The organism is Streptomyces sp. 11x1 (assembly GCF_032598905.1).
Classification (GTDB): domain Bacteria; phylum Actinomycetota; class Actinomycetes; order Streptomycetales; family Streptomycetaceae; genus Streptomyces.
Genome location: NZ_CP122458.1, coordinates 2,936,880 through 2,953,529 on the forward strand (window position 1 = coordinate 2,936,880; position 16,650 = coordinate 2,953,529).

The 16,650-nt window shown below is 70.3% G+C and carries 16 protein-coding genes and 1 riboswitch; of the genes, 4 read left to right on the plus strand and 12 right to left on the minus strand.

Annotation, left to right across the window (positions count from 1 at the left end; translation table 11 throughout):
- The first annotated feature begins 233 nt into the window (after positions 1 to 233).
- Together P8T65_RS12700 and P8T65_RS12705 are read left to right on the plus strand one after the other, a co-directional pair.
- Complete coding sequence (locus P8T65_RS12700; protein ID WP_316725504.1) at positions 234 to 1,523, plus strand: hypothetical protein; 1,290 nt, start codon at positions 234 to 236, stop codon at positions 1,521 to 1,523.
- Positions 1,524 to 1,632: 109 nt separating this feature from the next.
- Positions 1,633 to 2,040 (plus strand): VOC family protein, encoded by a 408-nt coding sequence (locus P8T65_RS12705; protein ID WP_316725505.1) that lies wholly within the window; start codon positions 1,633 to 1,635, stop codon positions 2,038 to 2,040.
- Positions 2,041 to 2,204: 164 nt separating this feature from the next.
- On the opposite strand, the gene P8T65_RS12710 is transcribed toward P8T65_RS12705, so the two are convergent.
- A protein-coding gene (locus tag P8T65_RS12710; protein WP_316725904.1) for an IS5 family transposase occupies positions 2,205 to 3,079 on the minus strand; the annotation gives its coding sequence in 2 pieces (ribosomal slippage) (positions 2,205 to 2,726 and positions 2,729 to 3,079; 873 coding nt in all).
- Positions 3,080 to 3,137: 58 nt separating this feature from the next.
- Here P8T65_RS12710 and P8T65_RS12715 point away from each other — a divergent pair.
- Together P8T65_RS12715 and P8T65_RS12720 are read left to right on the plus strand one after the other, a co-directional pair.
- The gene (locus P8T65_RS12715) at positions 3,138 to 4,304 is read left to right on the plus strand and encodes a Rossmann fold nucleotide-binding protein (RefSeq protein WP_316725507.1); all 1,167 of its coding nucleotides are present in this window, start codon (positions 3,138 to 3,140) and stop codon (positions 4,302 to 4,304) included.
- Between the two features lie 105 nt (positions 4,305 to 4,409).
- The gene (locus P8T65_RS12720; RefSeq protein WP_316725508.1) at positions 4,410 to 5,174 is read left to right on the plus strand and encodes an LAETG motif-containing sortase-dependent surface protein; all 765 of its coding nucleotides are present in this window, start codon (positions 4,410 to 4,412) and stop codon (positions 5,172 to 5,174) included.
- 73 nt (positions 5,175 to 5,247) lie between these two features.
- Here the strand turns inward: P8T65_RS12720 and P8T65_RS12725 are convergent, their stop codons facing one another.
- From P8T65_RS12725 to rpsB, 11 genes are all read right to left on the minus strand, one after another.
- The gene (locus tag P8T65_RS12725; RefSeq protein ID WP_316725509.1) at positions 5,248 to 6,102 is read right to left on the minus strand and encodes a maleylpyruvate isomerase family mycothiol-dependent enzyme; all 855 of its coding nucleotides are present in this window, start codon (positions 6,100 to 6,102) and stop codon (positions 5,248 to 5,250) included.
- Between the two features lie 11 nt (positions 6,103 to 6,113).
- Positions 6,114 to 7,151 carry an ABC transporter ATP-binding protein gene (locus P8T65_RS12730; protein ID WP_316725510.1) on the minus strand — a complete coding sequence of 346 codons (1,038 nt, stop codon included), beginning with the start codon at positions 7,149 to 7,151 and terminating at the stop codon, positions 6,114 to 6,116.
- The gene (locus P8T65_RS12735; RefSeq protein WP_316725512.1) at positions 7,151 to 8,749 is read right to left on the minus strand and encodes an iron ABC transporter permease; all 1,599 of its coding nucleotides are present in this window, start codon (positions 8,747 to 8,749) and stop codon (positions 7,151 to 7,153) included. The genes P8T65_RS12730 and P8T65_RS12735 overlap by 1 nt, the downstream gene beginning before the upstream one ends.
- 314 nt (positions 8,750 to 9,063) lie before the next feature.
- Positions 9,064 to 10,143 (minus strand): thiamine ABC transporter substrate-binding protein, encoded by a 1,080-nt coding sequence (locus tag P8T65_RS12740; RefSeq protein ID WP_316725513.1) that lies wholly within the window; start codon positions 10,141 to 10,143, stop codon positions 9,064 to 9,066.
- A gap of 90 nt (positions 10,144 to 10,233) precedes the next feature.
- A riboswitch (TPP riboswitch) is annotated at positions 10,234 to 10,341 on the minus strand.
- Between the two features lie 24 nt (positions 10,342 to 10,365).
- Positions 10,366 to 11,472: a 23S rRNA (adenine(2503)-C(2))-methyltransferase RlmN gene (rlmN, locus tag P8T65_RS12745; RefSeq protein WP_184899894.1), complete on the minus strand. Its 1,107-nt coding sequence runs from the start codon at positions 11,470 to 11,472 to the stop codon at positions 10,366 to 10,368.
- A gap of 51 nt (positions 11,473 to 11,523) precedes the next feature.
- A complete protein-coding gene (locus P8T65_RS12750; RefSeq protein ID WP_316725515.1) occupies positions 11,524 to 11,700 on the minus strand; it encodes a hypothetical protein in 177 nt (58 codons plus the stop codon).
- Positions 11,701 to 11,809: 109 nt separating this feature from the next.
- A complete protein-coding gene (locus P8T65_RS12755; protein ID WP_316725516.1) occupies positions 11,810 to 12,928 on the minus strand; it encodes a phosphatidate cytidylyltransferase in 1,119 nt (372 codons plus the stop codon).
- Entirely contained in the window at positions 12,928 to 13,485 is a 558-nt protein-coding gene (gene frr / locus P8T65_RS12760) for a ribosome recycling factor (RefSeq protein WP_045561444.1), read from the minus strand. Before frr ends, P8T65_RS12755 begins: the two co-directional genes overlap by 1 nt.
- Before the next feature lie 155 nt (positions 13,486 to 13,640).
- Positions 13,641 to 14,399, minus strand: coding sequence for a UMP kinase (gene pyrH / locus P8T65_RS12765; RefSeq protein WP_045561445.1), 759 nt, complete (start codon positions 14,397 to 14,399; stop codon positions 13,641 to 13,643).
- Between the two features lie 195 nt (positions 14,400 to 14,594).
- Positions 14,595 to 15,431 carry a translation elongation factor Ts gene (gene tsf / locus P8T65_RS12770; RefSeq protein ID WP_184899862.1) on the minus strand — a complete coding sequence of 279 codons (837 nt, stop codon included), beginning with the start codon at positions 15,429 to 15,431 and terminating at the stop codon, positions 14,595 to 14,597.
- A 159-nt stretch (positions 15,432 to 15,590) separates the two neighbouring features.
- The gene (gene rpsB / locus P8T65_RS12775; protein ID WP_316725520.1) at positions 15,591 to 16,511 is read right to left on the minus strand and encodes a 30S ribosomal protein S2; all 921 of its coding nucleotides are present in this window, start codon (positions 16,509 to 16,511) and stop codon (positions 15,591 to 15,593) included.
- Between the last annotated feature and the right edge of the window lie 139 nt (positions 16,512 to 16,650).

Sequence of the window (16,650 nt, forward strand, 5' to 3'; positions counted from 1 at the left end):
GGAGAGGCCCGGCCGCCCACCGAAGGACAAGCCCAGCCACCCGCCGAGAACGCCACCCGGCAGCCCGCCCAAGCCGACGAACAACCGGCCCCCACCGCAGAAGTCGTACGCCCCGCCACCGAAGGAGAAACCCGGCCCCCCGCCGAAGGGGAAACCCAGCAGTCCGGCGGAGCCGAGGGTCAGTCGGCCGGGGCGGCGCGGCCCTCCGCCGCCGACGGGGAAGGCCGGGCGGCGTGCTCGCTCTCCGTCTAGCCCGCCGGGCCCACCCCGTGGTCCAGCTCCGCCGGCTCCTGGTGGCCGCGGCCGCCGGCGGCACCGGCTTCCTGCTGCTCTGCGCCCTCGGTCACGCCATGGCCCACCCGGACGCCCCGTCCGGCTCGGTGCTCCGCCTGGCCTGGTGCGCGGCACCCGCCGCCGCCACCGTGTACTTCGCGGTGACGGTCGCCCGCACCGACCCCGGCACCCGCCCCCGCCCCGGCCTCTCCGCGATCGGCCTCGGCCCCAGCCGGCTCATGGCCATCTCCGCGGTCACCACGGCCCTGTCCACCGTCCTCGGCTCCCTCCTCGCCCTCCTCTTCTTCCTCCATCTGCGCGGTGACCTCACCGGCCTCCCCTTCGACGGCGCGGCCATGGACGTCCTCGCCGCCGGACGGCCCCTGCCCCTCCCGGCCGCCCTCACCCTCCTCGCCGTCGTCCCGGCCGCCGCCTCCGTCACCACCGCACTCGTCCTGCGCCCCAAGGACACCAGGACCCGGCCCACCGGCCCTCGAACCCGCTTCATGGCGTACGACACCTTCGCCATCGGCCGGCGCACCGCGCCCCCGGCGGGTGCCACGAGGTACGAGGAGGAGCCGGACAACGAGGAAGGGACCGTCTCCGAGACCGCTCATGAGCCGACGGAACCGCCGGCTCCGCGCCCGGCCCCCGGCGGCCTCCCCTGGGGCATCACGGTGCTCGCCGTCGGCCTCGCCCTGGAGACCTACGCCGGCCGGTCCGGCGAACACTCCGGTCTCACCCTCCCCGGCGGCTTCGCCGACAGCCCCGCGGGCGTCCTCGGCGGCTGGCTGCTCACCGCCCTGGGGCTGGTCCTCACCGGGCCCGGCCTCACCCACCTCACCGGACGCCTGCTCCAGTCCGTACGCCCCGGCGCACGGCGGCTCCTCGCCGGGCGCGTGCTCCAGGAGGAGGCCCGGCGCATCGGTCGCCCGCTCGGCGTGGTCTGCGCGGTGGCCTCCGGCGCGTACGCCATGGTGACGCTGGCCTCAGGCGTACGCCCCACGGTCGGCCCGCTGACCCTGCTGGGCGCGCTCGTGGTCGCCGGCTGCGCCGTGCTCACCCTCGCGACAGCCGCCGTCGAGGCCCGGCGGGCCCGCGCGGACACCATGGCCGCGCTGGTGCGGCTGGGGGCGCCCCGCGCCCTGCCCCGGCAGACGGCCCTGCTCCGCGCGGGCGCCCTGCTCGCCGTGTTCGGCACCCTGACCTGGACGATCGCCCAGCTGGCGGCGCTACCGCTGGCCGCCTGAGAACTCGTACGAAAGAAGTTCGCGCGCGGCGATGAGTTTCGCCGAGGCCCTCGGTCTACCCCTCCGAACGGACCGAAACGGATACGACAGATACAGGAGCGACCCCGCCATGTACCAGCAGATGATCTTCGTGAACCTGCCCGTGAACGACCTCGACGCCTCGAAGAAGTTCTTCACGGAGCTCGGCTATTCGCTCAACCCCCAGTTCAGCGACGAGAACGCGGCCTCCGTCGTGATCAGCGACACCATCATGGCGATGCTGCTCACCAAGCCGTTCTACGCGACCTTCACCAAGAAGGAGATCGCGGATGCCTCGAAGACCAGCGAGGTGCTGCTCTGTCTGAGCGCCGAGAGCCGCGCGAAGGTCGACGAACTGGTCGAGAAGGCGGTCGCCGCCGGCGGCACCGCGTCGGAGAAGGTCCAGGAGATGGACTTCATGTACGGCCGCGCCTTCGACGACCTCGACGGCCACACCTGGGAGGTCGTATGGATGGACCCGTCCTCGATCGAGGGCTGAACGCTCGCCGGTCCACCCGCCGCGTACCCCGCGCCCGTCAGGGGCGCGGGGAACTGCGCGAGAACCCCCCACCCACGCGCACCCGCCGCACCTGATCGCCCCCCACCCCTGGGCACCCCGGCCAACCCGGCGGAGCGACCTAGGGCGTGTATCGAAAGTGCTGGTCACAGCCACTCGTTGATAGCCGCTACGAGGACGGTCGCCTCGTAGCGGACCGCGAGTTTGTCGTATCTCGTGGCCACGGCCCGGTGTCTTTTGAGGCGGTTGATGCCGCACTCGACCGCGTGCCGAGCCTTGTAGTCCTGCGGGTCGAACTTCGGCGGACGGCCGCCGCGCGACCCTCGTTTCTTGCGGTTCCGGGCCTGGTCGGCCTTGTCCGGGATGGTGCAGCGGATCCCGCGCCGCCGCAGGTAAGCGCGGTTCTTCCGGGAGGCGTACGCCTTGTCGGCGCGCACGCGATTGGGTCGGGTGCGCGGCCTGCCCGGCCCAGGACGCGGGACGCGGACCTTGTTCAGGACAGGCTCGAACTGCGGGGAGTCGCCCCGCTGGCCGGCCGTGATCACGATCGACAAGGGCTTCTGGCCCTGTTCGACGGCCAGGTGCAGCTTGGTGGTCAGACCGCCGCGCGAGCGCCCGAGCCCGTGGTCGTCCGGCTCGACGCTGACGCCGCCGGGCGGCTCCTTCTGCAGCTCCCCTTTTTCCTCGCCCCGGCGGCGTGCTGGTGGGCCCGGCACACCGTGGAGTCGACGTTGATGTCCCAGGTGATCAGCTCTTTCGCGTCGGCCCGGGCCTGCAGCGCGGTGAAGATCCGATGCCAGGTACCGTCCCTCTGCCACCGGCGGAACAGGTCGTACGCCCGGCCCCACGGCCCGTACTCGGCGGGCAGGTCCCGCCAAGGGATGCCGGTGCGGACCCGGAACCGTATGCCGTCGATCAGCTGCCGCCTGGCCCACGTCGGCGGCCGTCCGGGCTTCACGCCCTTCGGCAACAGCGGTTCCAGCACCGCCCATTGCGCGTCCGTCAGATCTCCACGTGCCACGAATCAAGATCATCTCATGCTCAAGATCCACTTTCGACACACGCCCTAGCATGGACGGGTGCAGACGATGCCCGCCCACGCGGCCCACCACGACGACCACGAGATCGAGACGATCGAGGAGTTCGACGCGACCGTCTCGGCACGGGGCACACTCGCCGGATTCCGCGTCCAGGCCGTCGATCTGACGGACCGTACGCGTGAACTGTTCGCCACCGACACGGCGGAGGCCGTCTTCCTCGGCTGCCCGATGCGCCCGGAGGCGGCGGCGAAGATACGCACGGACGGCGCCCTGGTCTTCCCACCCGTCCCCGGTCTGCCCTTCGACCCGTACCGGGGCCTGCTCTACTCCCCCGACGAACTCTTCGCGTCCCTGTCCGACGGCGGCTACGAGGCCACACCCGACGCCCGCGCGTACGCCTGGTTCCAGCGCACCAAGGCCGACCGGGACGTCTACGCCTCCATGCTGCGCGCCGTCCACGACGACTCCGTTTCGGACGCCCTCGACGAATTCCTCTCCAAGGCCCGGGTGGTGGGGGTGATGGGCGGCCACGCGATGGCGCGCGGCACCGAGGAGTACGAGGGCGCCGCCCGCCTCGGCCGCACCCTGGCCCGCTCGGGTCTCACGGTCGCCACCGGCGGCGGGCCGGGCGCGATGGAGGCGGCGAACCTGGGCGCCTACGCGGCCCCGTACGGCGACGAGATGCTCACCGAGGCGCTGCGACTGCTGGCGAAGGCACCGAAGTTCACGCCGTCGATCACCGACTGGGCGAGCACCGCATTCGAGGTGCGCACCCGCTGGCCGAGGGGCGGCGCCTCCGTCGGCATCCCCACCTGGTTCTACGGCCACGAGCCGCCGAACCCGTTCGCCTCGCACATCGCCAAGTACTTCGCCAACGCCACCCGCGAGGACGGCCTTCTCGCCCGCTGCGGCGCCGGCGTCGTCTTCCTGCCCGGAGCCGCCGGAACCGTTCAGGAGATCTTCGACAACGCGACCCCCAACTACTACGAGTCGCGCGGCGAACCGACCCCCATGGTGCTCGTCGACCGGGCTCACTGGACGGAGAGGCTGCCGACCTGGCCACTGCTGCGATCGCTGGCGCGGGGCCGTTCGATGGAGGCCCGGATCGCGTTGGTCGACCGGATCGAGGAGGCACCGGAGGCCCTGGCGCGTCTCGGGGACCGTCCAAACACTTCTGGGGACCGTCCAAACACTTCTTCGGATTGACATCGCTTATGGCGCGCTTATAAACCTGTGAGGCACATGGGGAAGCCGCTCCCCCAGCGGCCCTCCGTCACCCCCACTCCCCTGTGCTTCCCTTGAAGGGCAAACGTGTCCATATCTCCCCGTAGCGCGCGGACTTCGCGCTCCATCGGTGTTGCTTTCGCCGCCGCCGCACTCGTGCTCGGTGTCGCGGGCAACGCCATGGCATCCACCATCAAGGACTTCTCCGCGGTCGCCGAGTGCGAGGGCGACACGGGGGTCATCCGGGTGACCGACGTGGACCCGCTGGGCGTCAAGGCCGAGATCAGCGTCTACCTGGAGAACAACGGGGCCGACCTGCGCATGGTCGGCAGCCGGACGATCGTCGACTCCACCGCCAAGGGCGTCACCGTCACCTTCGACGAGGACTGGGAGCCGAACGCCGAGTACCGCATCCACGTCGAGGCGGAGGACTACGTCGACGAGGACCTGCCGATCCTGGTGGCCCCCGCGGAGGCCTGCACGGCCGAGGCCATCACCCCGCCGGCCGCCGAGAAGGCCCCGAAGAAGCCCTCGACCGACGAGAAGACGGACAAGGACAAGAACAAGGACAACGGCAAGGACGAAGACAAGGAGACGGGCAAGGAGACGGACGAGGACGAGGGCGAGCCGTCCCGGACCAAGACGTCCCCCACCGCGTCGGAGTCCGAGGGCACCGCGACCGCGGGTTCGGACGGCGACAACGCCCCCTCCCCCGAAGGCGACTCCGACCTCGCCGAGACCGGCGCCGAATCCAACACCGGCACGATCGCCGGTGCCGCGGCCGCCCTGGTCGCCCTCGGCGCCGGTGCCGTGTACTACAGCATGCGGCGGCGTGGGGCCTCCACACGCTGATCCCTGTTCCCCAGGGCAGTGGCCCGTGCCTCTTCACCGCGGGCTACGGGCCACCGGCCGTTCCGGGGCGCGCTCACCCGAACGTGGCCCGCTCCAGCCAGAAGTCCAGCAGCTCCCGGTCCCCCAGCACCTGCAACTCACCACCGTCCGGCGGCAGTCGGCGGTAGAAGGCGAGCAGCACCTCGGTCAGCGGGCCGCGCAGCGCGACCGTCGCCTTCTCATGGCCGCGCCGCCAGCGCACCACGTCCTCGGTCAGCTCGACCACCCTCCCCCACCCTTCGGGCGAGGGGACCCCCATCTCGCTCCGCTCGGCGTCGACCTCGGCGGAGGTGTCGGTGGCGTGAAGGTGGATGCTGCGCCCCGGACCGCGCAGTTCGGCCGCCTCGTCGTGCGGCATGGTCCGCTGCGCGAACTCCACTATCTCCAGCCACTCGTCGATCGCGTCGGCGGCGATCTCCGGTGCCACCTCGACCGCCCGTCCGACGGTGAGCGCGGCATCGGCTCCATGGACGACCTGCTCGTGGGCCATCCTGCGGGCCCAGAACCCCGCACTGTGCTCCCACCCCCACGACCACACGGGCGCCTCGGGGCCCGCCTCGCGCAACGTGGCCACGGTCATCTCGCCGGTCTCGGCCAGCCAGGCGTCCAGCGCGGCCGGGTCCCCCTGCCGCTCCGGTCCGTCGTACAGCGGGACGTCCGCCTCGGGGACCTCCTCCTTCGCCCGGGTCCGTACGTTCAGCTCGACCCAGCGCAGGGCGCCGCCGGTGTGCCGCAGCAACTGCTCCAGCGACCAGTCGGGGCAGGTCGGCACGGTCGCCGACAGATCCGCGCCGGAGGTCACCAGGTCCCGCAACTTCCTTACCTGCAGCTCGATCTCGGCACAGTAGCGCTCATGCCGCGCCCGGGGTTCTTGCGTACGCATCGCCATGGTGCCGCACCTTATGCGGCGGGAACGGCCCCCAGCACGACGATTTCGGCCGCGTCGAAGCGCACGCCGACCTCGTCCCCGGGCTCCGGCGCGTCCCGCAGGGCGCACGCCGCCTCCAGCCGTGGTGCGCCCTCCGGCTGGAGGTGCAGGGCGACATGCGTGCCCCGGAACGTGCGCGCGGCCACCGTGCAGCGCAGCCCGTCCGCCACGTCCACCAGTCGTACGCCGGCGGGCCGCACGAGCAGCCCACACGCCCCCTGCGGTGAGCCCTCGGGCACCGGCACCTTGCCCCACGCCGTGTCCGCCGCCTGCCCGGTCACCGTCGCGTCGACCACGTTGTCGAAGCCGAGGAAACGGGCCACGAACTCGTCGGCCGGCCGCCGCCACACCTCAAGGGGCGTACCGGACTGGGCGATCCGCCCGTCCCGCATCACCACGACCCGATCGGCCAGCGCGAACGCCTCGCCCTGGTCGTGCGTGACCGCCAGCACGGTGGTCCCCAACTCACCGAAAAGCGCCCGGAGTTCGACGACCAGACGCTCCCGCAACGATCGGTCCAGCTGGCCGAGGGGCTCGTCGAGCATCAGCAGCCGGGGGCGCGGCGCGAGGGCCCGGGCCAACGCCACCCGCTGCTGCTCGCCCCCGGACAGCTCCCCGACGCGCCGACGCGCGGCCCCGGGCAGCCCGACCAGCTCCAGCAACTCCCGTACTCGTACGGCGCGTTCGTCCTTCGCCGCGCCGTGCATTCGGGGCCCGAAGGCGACGTTGCCCGCCACGTCCCGCTGCGGGAAGAGCTGGTGGTCCTGGAACATCAGGCCGACACCGCGCTTGTGGGCAGGCACGCCGCGCTGGTCCTGCCCGTCGAGCGAGACCCGTCCGCCGTCGAGGAGTTGGAGCCCGGCGACCACCCGCAGCAGCGTCGACTTGCCGCTGCCGCTGGGCCCCAGCACGCACACGATCTCGTGCTCGGCGACCTCCAGGTCGACCGCGTCGAGCACGGACCGCCCGTCGAACCGTACGGTCGCGTCCTCAAGCCTGAGCAGCACCATCAGAACTCCCCCGTCCGATCGGTACGGAGGCGTTCCAGCACCAGCAGGGCCACCGCGCACACCACCATCAGAATCGTCGAAAGGGCCATCGCCTGGCCGTAGTTGAGCTCGCCGGGCCGTCCGAGCAGCCGTGCCACGGCGACCGGCAGCGTCGGATTGTCGGCGCGCGCGATGAAGACGGTCGCCCCGAACTCCCCGAGCGACACGGCGAAGGCGAACCCGGCCGCGACCAGCAAGGCCCGCCGCACCAGGGGCAGATCGACCTCGCGCCACACCCGCCACGGCGACGCCCCGAGCACGGCCGCCGCCTCCCGCAGCCGTTCGTCCACCGCGCGGAGGACGGGCAGCATGGTGCGCACCACGAAGGGGACGCCGACCAGGGCCTGGGCGAGCGGTACCAGGATCCAGGACGACCGCAGGTCCAGCGGCGGCTCGTCCAGCGCGATCAGGAACCCGAAGCCGACGGTCACCGCGGACACCCCGAGCGGCAGCATCAGCAGCGCGTCGAAGCCCCTCACGAGCCGGCCCGCCCGCCGGGTGAGCGCGGCGGCGGCGAGTCCGCCGACGAGCAGGGCGATGGCGGTCGCGGCGGCCGCGTAGCGCAGCGAGTTCCCGACCGCCTCGATCGGCGGGACCAGGAAGATTCCGCTCTCGTCACTGGTCAGCGCCTTGTAGTAACCGAAGCCGGGTGCGTCGAGCGACCGCTCCACCAGCACGCCCAACGGCAGCAGGATCAGCACGACGACCGTCATGAGGACCACGCCCAGTAGTGCCCACTGCCCGGCCCCGCGCGGTCGCCGGGCGGTGAGCGAGGCGTCCACCAGGCGCAGGGCGGTCTCCCGCCGCCGTACGGTCCAGGCGTGCACGGCGAGGATCAGCCCGACCGCGGCGAACTGCACCAGCGTCAGCACGGCGGCGGTGGACAGGTCGAAGATCTCCGAGGTCTGCCGGTAGATCTCCACTTCGAGGGTGGAGAACGTCGGCCCGCCGAGGATCTGCACCACCCCGAACGAGGTGAAGGTGAACAGGAAGACCATCAGCGCGGCGGCGGCCACAGCGGGCGCGAGCGCCGGGAGGGTCACCTTGCGCCAGGCCGCGAACGGGGACGCGCCGAGCATCCGCGCGGCCTCCTCCTGCCGCAGGTCGAGCTGCGACCAGAGCCCGCCGACGGTCCGTACGACGACCGCGTAGTTGAAGAACACATGCGCGAGGAGGATCGCCCAGACCGTCGTGTCCAGCCGTACGCCCCACAGCTCGTCGAAGAGCCCGCCGCGCCCGACCAGTGCGAGGAACGCGGTCCCGACGACCACGGTCGGCAGGACGAACGGCACGGTCACGACCGCCCGCAGAAGGTCCTTGCCCCTGAAATCGAAGCGCGCGAACACATACGCGCCGGGGAGCGCGATCGCCAGCGTGAGAGCGGTCGACACGAGCGCCTGCCAGGTGGTGAACCAGAGCACGTGCCGGATGCCGGCATCCCCCAGCACCTCCCCGATCCGCCCGAGGTGCCAGGTGCCTTCCGCCTTGAGCCCCCGGACGACGATCGCGGCGACGGGGTAGGCGAAGAAGACCCCGAAGAAGAAGACGGGCACCGCCATGAGACCGACCCGAGCCGCCCCGCCCGACCGACCAGGACGGGGAGGATGGGGTGAACGGGGTCGACGGGGTCGACGGGGTCGACGGGACGGACGAGATCGACGCGCTACGGCTTGTGCCGCCCCGACGTCCCCGGCCGCCCCGACGCCCTCGGCCGCCCCGACGCCCTCGGCCGCCCCGACGCCCTCGGCCGCCCCGACGCCCTCGGCCGCCCCGACGCCCTCGGCCGCCCCGACGCCCTCGGCCGCCCCGACGCCCTCGGCCGCCCCGACGCCCTCGGCCGCCTCGGCTGCCTCGGCTGCCTCGGCCGCCTTGACTACTTCAGTACGAGGGAGGTCCACGACTTGACCCACTGGTCACGGTTCTCGGCGATCTTCTCCGGCGCCATGGTCTCGGGGTCCTTCGCCGCGGGCCCGTACTCGGTGAACTCGGCCGGCACGGACGCTCCCTCGACCACCGGGTACACGAACATGTTGAGCGGCATGTCCTCCTGGAAGCGCTTCGAGATCAGGAAGTCGATCAGCGCCTTGCCGCCCTCGGCGTTCTTCGCGTTGCTCAGCAGCCCCGCGAACTCGATCTGCCGGAAGCAGGTGCCCTCGGCGACCCCGGTCGGCGCGGTCTTCGGGCGCGGGTCCGCGTAGACGACCTCGGCGGGCGGCGAGGAGGCGTACGAGACGACGAGCGGCCGGTCACCCCCGGCCTTCCTGCCGTCCGTCGATCCGGAGAACTCCTGGTAGTACGCCTGCTCCCAGCCGTCGACGACCTTCACACCGTTGGCCTTGAGCTTCTCCCAGTAACCCTCCCAGCCTCCGTCGCCGTACTTCGCGGCCGTACCGAGGACGAAGCCGAGTCCCGGCGAGGAGGTGGAGGCGTTCTCGGTGACGAGAAGGTCCTTGTACTCGGGCTTGATCAGATCGTCGAAGGTCTTCGGCGGCTCGATCTTGTTCTTCTCGAAGTACGCCTTGTCGTAGTTGACGCAGATGTCACCCGAATCGATGGGCGTGACCCGGTGCTCGTCCTTGTCCAGCTGGTACTCGGCCCCGACCTTGTCGAGCCCCTTCGCCTCGTACGACTGGAAGAGGCCGTTGTCGAGCGCTCGCGAGAGCAGCGTGTTGTCGACGCCGAAGAAGACGTCGCCCTGCGGGTTGTCCTTGGTCAGGATGGCCTGGTTGACGGCCTGCCCTGCGTCGCCGCTCTTCAGTACCTTGACCTTGTACCCGGACTCCTTCTCGAACGCCTTCAGCACGTCCTTGGAGTAGGCGAAGGAGCCGTGGCTGACGACGGTGACGGTCTTGGTGCCGCCGGCGCCGGTGTCGTCCGAGGACGAGCCGCACGCGGACAGCGCGGCGAGCCCGAGGCCGACGACGAGAACCGTTGCTCTCCTGGTGATGCCCACTGAATTCAATCCTCCTGGAGGTGACCAGGAAGAGACGCGGCCCTGCCCGGGCCCCTCGTCGCTTCGAGGGTCCCGGGCAGGGCGCAACAGCTTGAGTGATGACCGAACTTCCTACCCAGAATGACCTGGGCGAGGTTCAGAGGGTCTGCGGCCCGAATGCCGCACTCTCAGCGCTGTGGCGCTCCCCTGTCGGAATATGAATATGTACGTACGGGTCTCAGACTACCTCTCGGTCGCCGCGAGCTGACCGCACGCCCCGTCGATCTCCTGGCCCCGGGTGTCCCGGATGGTCACCGGCACGCCGTGGGCGGCGATGGCCTCGACGAAGGCCTTCTCGTCCTCGGGCCGGGAGGCGGTCCACTTGGAGCCCGGAGTCGGGTTCAACGGAATCAGGTTCACATGCACCGGCTTGCCCCTGAGCAGCCGGCCCAGCCGGTCACCGCGCCATGCCTGGTCGTTGATGTCCCGGATCAGCGCGTACTCGATGGACAGCCGACGCCCGGACTTGGCCGCGTACTCCCATCCGGCGTCCAGGACCTCGCGCACCTTCCACCGGGTGTTCACGGGGACGAGGGTGTCGCGCAGTTCGTCGTCCGGCGCGTGCAGGGAGATGGCGAGCCGGCACTTGAAGCCCTCGTCGGAGAACCGGTGGATGGCGGGCACCAGTCCGACCGTGGACACGGTGATCCCGCGCTGCGACAGCCCCAGCCCGTCCGGCTCCGGATCGGTGAGCCGGCGAATGGCCCCGACGACCCGGTTGTAGTTGGCGAGCGGCTCGCCCATCCCCATGAAGACGATGTTGGACAGCCGCGCGGGCCCGCCGGGAATCTCACCGTCCCTGAGCGCCCTCATCCCGTCCACGATCTGATGGACGATCTCGGCGGTGGACAGATTTCGGTCCAGCCCGGCCTGACCGGTCGCGCAGAACGGACAGTTCATCCCGCATCCGGCCTGCGAGCTGATGCACATGGTGACCCGGTCCGGGTACCGCATGAGCACCGACTCCACGAGCGTCCCGTCGAACAGCCGCCACAGCGTCTTGCGCGTGGTCTCCTGGTCCGTCGACAGATGCCGCACGACCGTCATCAGCTCCGGAAGCAGCGCCTCCTGGAGCTTCGTCCGCGCACCCGCGGGGATGTCGGTCCACTGCTCCGGGTCGTGCGCGTACCGCGCGAAGTAGTGCTGCGACAGCTGCTTGGCGCGAAACGGCTTCTCCCCGATCGCGGCAACAGCCTCCTTCCGCTCCACAGGCGAAAGATCAGCAAGATGCCGCGGCGGCTTCTTGGCTCCGCGGGGGGCGACGAATGTGAGTTCTCCGGGCTTCGGCATAACCCACCCAGTGTCGCAGATCAATTTGTATGGCCCCGGCCAGTCGTCGGTTCAGAAGACTCCGCCCACCACGCCCACGACCCACGCACCGTAGTTCTTCCAGCGATGGGACATACGGCAGTACAACCGCGGCTTGCGCCGGCCCGCCTGGTCGATGAGTGTCTCGCACCATCGGCACGGCAGATCGCCGTGATACCTGCCGTCGTCCCCCACCCGCGCTCTCCCCATGGACACGGACTCTATCGACGTCTGCCGATCTCGCGAGGGGGCTACGGAGAATGGGCCCCGCCCTGGAACCAGGACGGGGCCCACTCACCTCAGCGTGCTCGATCGACGGTCAGCCCGAGCCCACGAACAGCACCAGCAGCAGCCAGACCACCGGGGCCGTCGGGAGCAACGAGTCCAGGCGGTCCATGATGCCGCCGTGGCCCGGCAGGAGCGTGCCCATGTCCTTGATGCCGAGGTCCCGCTTGATCATGGACTCGCCGAGGTCGCCCAGCGTGGCGCTGGCCGCGACGGCGAGACCGAGGAGCAGTCCCTGCCACCAGGCACCGCCGTCGATGACGAACTCCATGAGCAGCGCGCCCGCGACCATGGCGAAGGCGATCGCGCCGAGCAGCCCCTCGCGGGTCTTGCCGGGACTGATGCGCGGCGCCAGCTTGTGCGTGCCGAAGCGCCAGCCGACGGCGTACGCGCCCGTGTCGCTGACGACGGTGAGCAGCAGGAACACCAGGACCCGCTGCGGCCCGTCGTCGGCGGTGAGCATGAGCGCGACGAACGTGGCCAGGAACGGCACGTAGAAGGCGGCGAAGACCCCTGCCGTGACATCCTTCAGATAGTTCTCCGGCGGTTCCGTCATCCGCCAGACGAGGACGGCCAGCGCGGTGAGCGCCATGGCCACCCAGGCCCCCTCGGGCCCGCGGACATAGCCGGCGACGACCATGGCCGCCCCGCCGACCGCGAGCGGCACGAGGGGCGCCCTGATGCCCTTGCGTTCCGCCAGGCGCGAGGTGAGCTCCCACAGCCCCACCACCACGGCGACCGCTATCACCCCGACGAAGGCCGCCTTGACGATGAACAGCGAGGCGACGATGACCACACCGAGTCCGACGCCGACCCCTATGGCGGCGCCCAGGTCACGGCCCGCGCTCTTCTTCTGCGGGGCGGGCTGCGGGGCGTCGGGCATGGGCTCCGGCTTCTGCGACGCCGCCCCGTGGGGCTGCGCCGACGGCGTCTCGTCGCGGAACGGGGGACCGGCCTGCCGAGCGGCCCCCCGGTCGTCGTCCTGGTTCCCGCCATGCGCGGGTACATCGGGCACGATGGGCATGGGGCGAGTCTGCTGGGCCTCAGGCGCATCGTACGTGGGACCCGCCGGGGCATGCCCCTGGACAGGTCCCCGGTCGGTCGGCGCCCAGTACCCGGCTTGTGGCGGCGCCCCCCAGGAAGAGTCGTTCATCAGACCTCGAGGAGCTCCGCTTCCTTGTGCTTGAGCAGCTCGTCCACCTGAGCGACGTACTTCGCGGTGGTGTCGTCGAGCTCCTTCTCCGCACGACGGCCCTCGTCCTCGCCGACCTCGCCGTCCTTGACGAGCTTGTCGATCGCGTCCTTGGCCTTGCGGCGGACGGAGCGGATGGACACCTTGGAGTCCTCCGCCTTGCTCTTGGCGACCTTGATGTAGTCGCGGCGGCGCTCCTCCGTCAGCTCGGGGAACACCACCCGGATGATGTTGCCGTCGTTGCTCGGGTTGACGCCGAGATCGGAGTCGCGGATCGCCTGCTCGATGTTGCGCAGGGCCGTCTTGTCGAACGGGGTCACCACGGCCATGCGCGGTTCCGGCACCGAGAACGAGGCGAGCTGGTTGATCGGCGTCAGCGCACCGTAGTAGTCAGCCACGATCTTGTTGAACATCGCCGGGTGCGCACGACCGGTGCGGATCGCGGCGAAGTCGTCCTTGGCGACCACGACGGCCTTCTCCATCTTCTCCTCGGCCTCGAGGAGGGTCTCTTCGATCACCACTTGCTCCTGCGTGTCTTGAGTAGGCCCGGCAGCTGTACTTGGTCTGGTCGGCGGCCGGCTGCGTCGCGTCTTGTTCCTGCACGGTTCCCGACCGGCAGGACATTGTCCATCCCCCGGTCAGGCTCCGTCCCCCGGGCAGGGGAAGGACCCGGTCAGGCCCGGCTTCCCTGATCACCCACGAGAGTGCCGATCTTCTCACCCTTGACGGCCCGCGCGATATTGCCCTCCTTGAGAAGCTCGAACACGAGGATCGGGAGCTTGTTGTCACGGCAGAGCGTGATCGCGGTGGCATCGGCGACCTTCAGCTCGCGGGTGATCACCTCGCCATAGCCGAGGGAGTCGAACTTGACCGCGTCCGGGTTGGTCTTGGGGTCGGAGTCGTAGACCCCGTCCACGCCGTTCTTGCCCATCAGCAGCGCCTCGGCGTCGATCTCCAGGGCGCGCTGCGCGGCGGTGGTGTCGGTGGAGAAGTAGGGCATACCCATACCGGCGCCGAAGATGACCACACGGCCCTTCTCCAGGTGGCGCACGGCGCGCAGCGGGATGTACGGCTCGGCGACCTGGCCCATGGTGATGGCGGTCTGGACGCGGCTGTCGATGCCCTCCTTCTCCAGGAAGTCCTGGAGGGCGAGGCAGTTCATGACCGTGCCGAGCATGCCCATGTAGTCGGAGCGGGCCCGGTCCATGCCGCGCTGCTGGAGTTCGGCGCCGCGGAAGAAGTTGCCGCCGCCGATGACGACGGCGATCTCCGCGCCGTCGCGTACGACGGCCGCGATCTCCCGGGCGATCGCGTGCACCACGTCGGGGTCGACGCCGAGGCCACCGCCCCCGGAGAACGCCTCTCCGGACAGCTTCAGCAGAAACCGGCCGCTCAATTTGCCGTCGTCGCTCTTCTGGGGCTTGGTGGTCATGGAGATCTCGCCTCTTTACGTGTCGCACATACGAAGAAGGCCATTGCCGGTGGGGTGGTGTTCGCATCCCATGCGCGGCAATGGCCTCCTCGTCAGATCTGCTGTCGTCCGCATCGCGTCACGCGCGCACGGGGCGGCGTACACGAACGACTGCACTCGACCCTATCGGGGCCGGGCGCTGGTCGCGTAACGGACTCAGATGCCGACCTTGATGCGCGTGAAGCGCTTCAGGGTGACACCGGCCTCGTCCAGAACCTTCTGGACGGACTTCTTGTTGTCCAGCGCGTAGGGCTGGCCGAGCAGCGTGGCGTCCTTGAAGAAGCCGTTGAGGCGACCCTCGACGATCTTCGGCAGGGCGGCCTCGGGCTTGCCCTCGGCGCGGGTGGTCTCCTCGGCGACGCGGCGCTCGGACTCGACGACCTCGGCCGGCACGTCCTCCTTGGAGAGGTACTTCGGCGCGAAGGCGGCGATGTGCTGGGCGACACCCTTGGCGAGGTCGGCGTCGGCCTTGTCCAGCTCGACCAGGACACCGATCTGCGGAGGCAGGTCGGGCATGGTGCGGTGCATGTAGGCGAAGACGAAGCCGTCGGCGAACTGCGCGAAGCGGTCGAGGACGATCTTCTCGCCGAGGTTGGCGTTGGCCTCGTCGACGTACGCCTGGACGGTCTTGCCGGCCTCGATCTCGGAGGCGAGCAGGGCGTCGAGGTCCGCCGGGGAGGTCGCGGCGACGTGCGCGGCGATGGCGTTCGCGGCGGCCTGGAACTTCTCGCCCTTGGCGACGAAGTCCGTCTCGCACTTCAGCTCGACGAGGACACCGGAGGTGTTGTCGTCGGCGATGAGGGAGACCACGGCGCCGTTCTCGGCGGAGCGGCCCTCGCGCTTGGCGACGCCCTTCTGGCCCTTGATGCGCAGGGCCTCGACGGCCTTGTCGACGTTGCCCTCGGCCTCGTCCAGCGCCTTCTTGCAGTCCATCATGCCGGCGCCGGTGAGCTCGCGGAGCTTCTTGACGTCGGCGGCGGTGTAGTTCGCCATGATCTGTGAATCTCTTCTCGGAGTTCGAAGTCTCGAAGTCGGCGTCCGCCGCCGCTCGTAGGGCGGGCGCCCGCCGAAGATCTACGGGCTGCAGGTGAACGGCGGGTGGCGCGCTCGGCGCCACCCGCCGTCATGTCGACAGCCCTACGACCGTGAAGGTCAGGCCTGCTCGGCGTCCGCGGCCGGAGCCTCGGCGGACGGAGCCTCGGCGACGGGGGCCTCGGCGACGGGGGCCTCGGCAGCGGCCTCGGCCGGAGCCTCAGCGGCAGCCGGGGCCTCAGCGGCGGCCGGAGCCTCGTCGGCCTTCTTCTCGCCCTCGAGCAGGTCGCGCTCCCAGGCGGCCAGCGGCTCGCCCGCGGCCTTGTCGCCCTTGCCCTCGGTGGCGACGCGGGAGCGGGAGATGAGACCCTCGGCGACCGCGTCGGCGATCACACGGGTGAGCAGCGTGACGGAGCGGATCGCGTCGTCGTTGCCGGGGATCTTGTAGTCGACCTCGTCGGGGTCGCAGTTGGTGTCAAGGATGGCGACGACCGGGATGTTGAGCTTCCGGGCCTCGCCGACCGCGATGTGCTCCTTCTTGGTGTCCACGATCCAGACGGCGCTGGGCACCTTCTGCATCTCGCGGATACCACCGAGGGTCTTCTCCAGCTTGGCCTTCTCACGCGAGAGGACCAGGAGCTCCTTCTTGGTCAGACCCGACGACGCGACGTCCTCGAAGTCGATCTGCTCGAGCTCCTTGAGGCGCTGCAGACGCTTGTAGACGGTCGAGAAGTTGGTGAGCATGCCGCCCAGCCAGCGCTGGTTGACGTAGGGCATGCCGACGCGGGTGGCCTGCTCGGCGATGGCCTCCTGCGCCTGCTTCTTCGTGCCGACGAACATGACCGTGCCGCCGTGGGCGACGGTCTCCTTGACGAACTCGTAGGCGCGGTCGATGTACGACAGCGACTGGAGCAGGTCGATGATGTAGATGCCGTTGCGCTCGGTGAAGATGAAGCGCTTCATCTTCGGGTTCCAGCGACGGGTCTGGTGACCGAAGTGGACGCCGCTCTCCAGCAGCTCCCGCATCGTGACGACGGCCATGGCCGTTCTCCTTGAATTTCTCGGTTGTGCCGCGAGAACCGGACGGCTCCCGCGCCTGACGCCCGCGATGCGCCGTTGCCACTGAGGACCGAGGGGCGCTGATACGGACCGTCCGACGAATCTGACGGACCTCGTACCG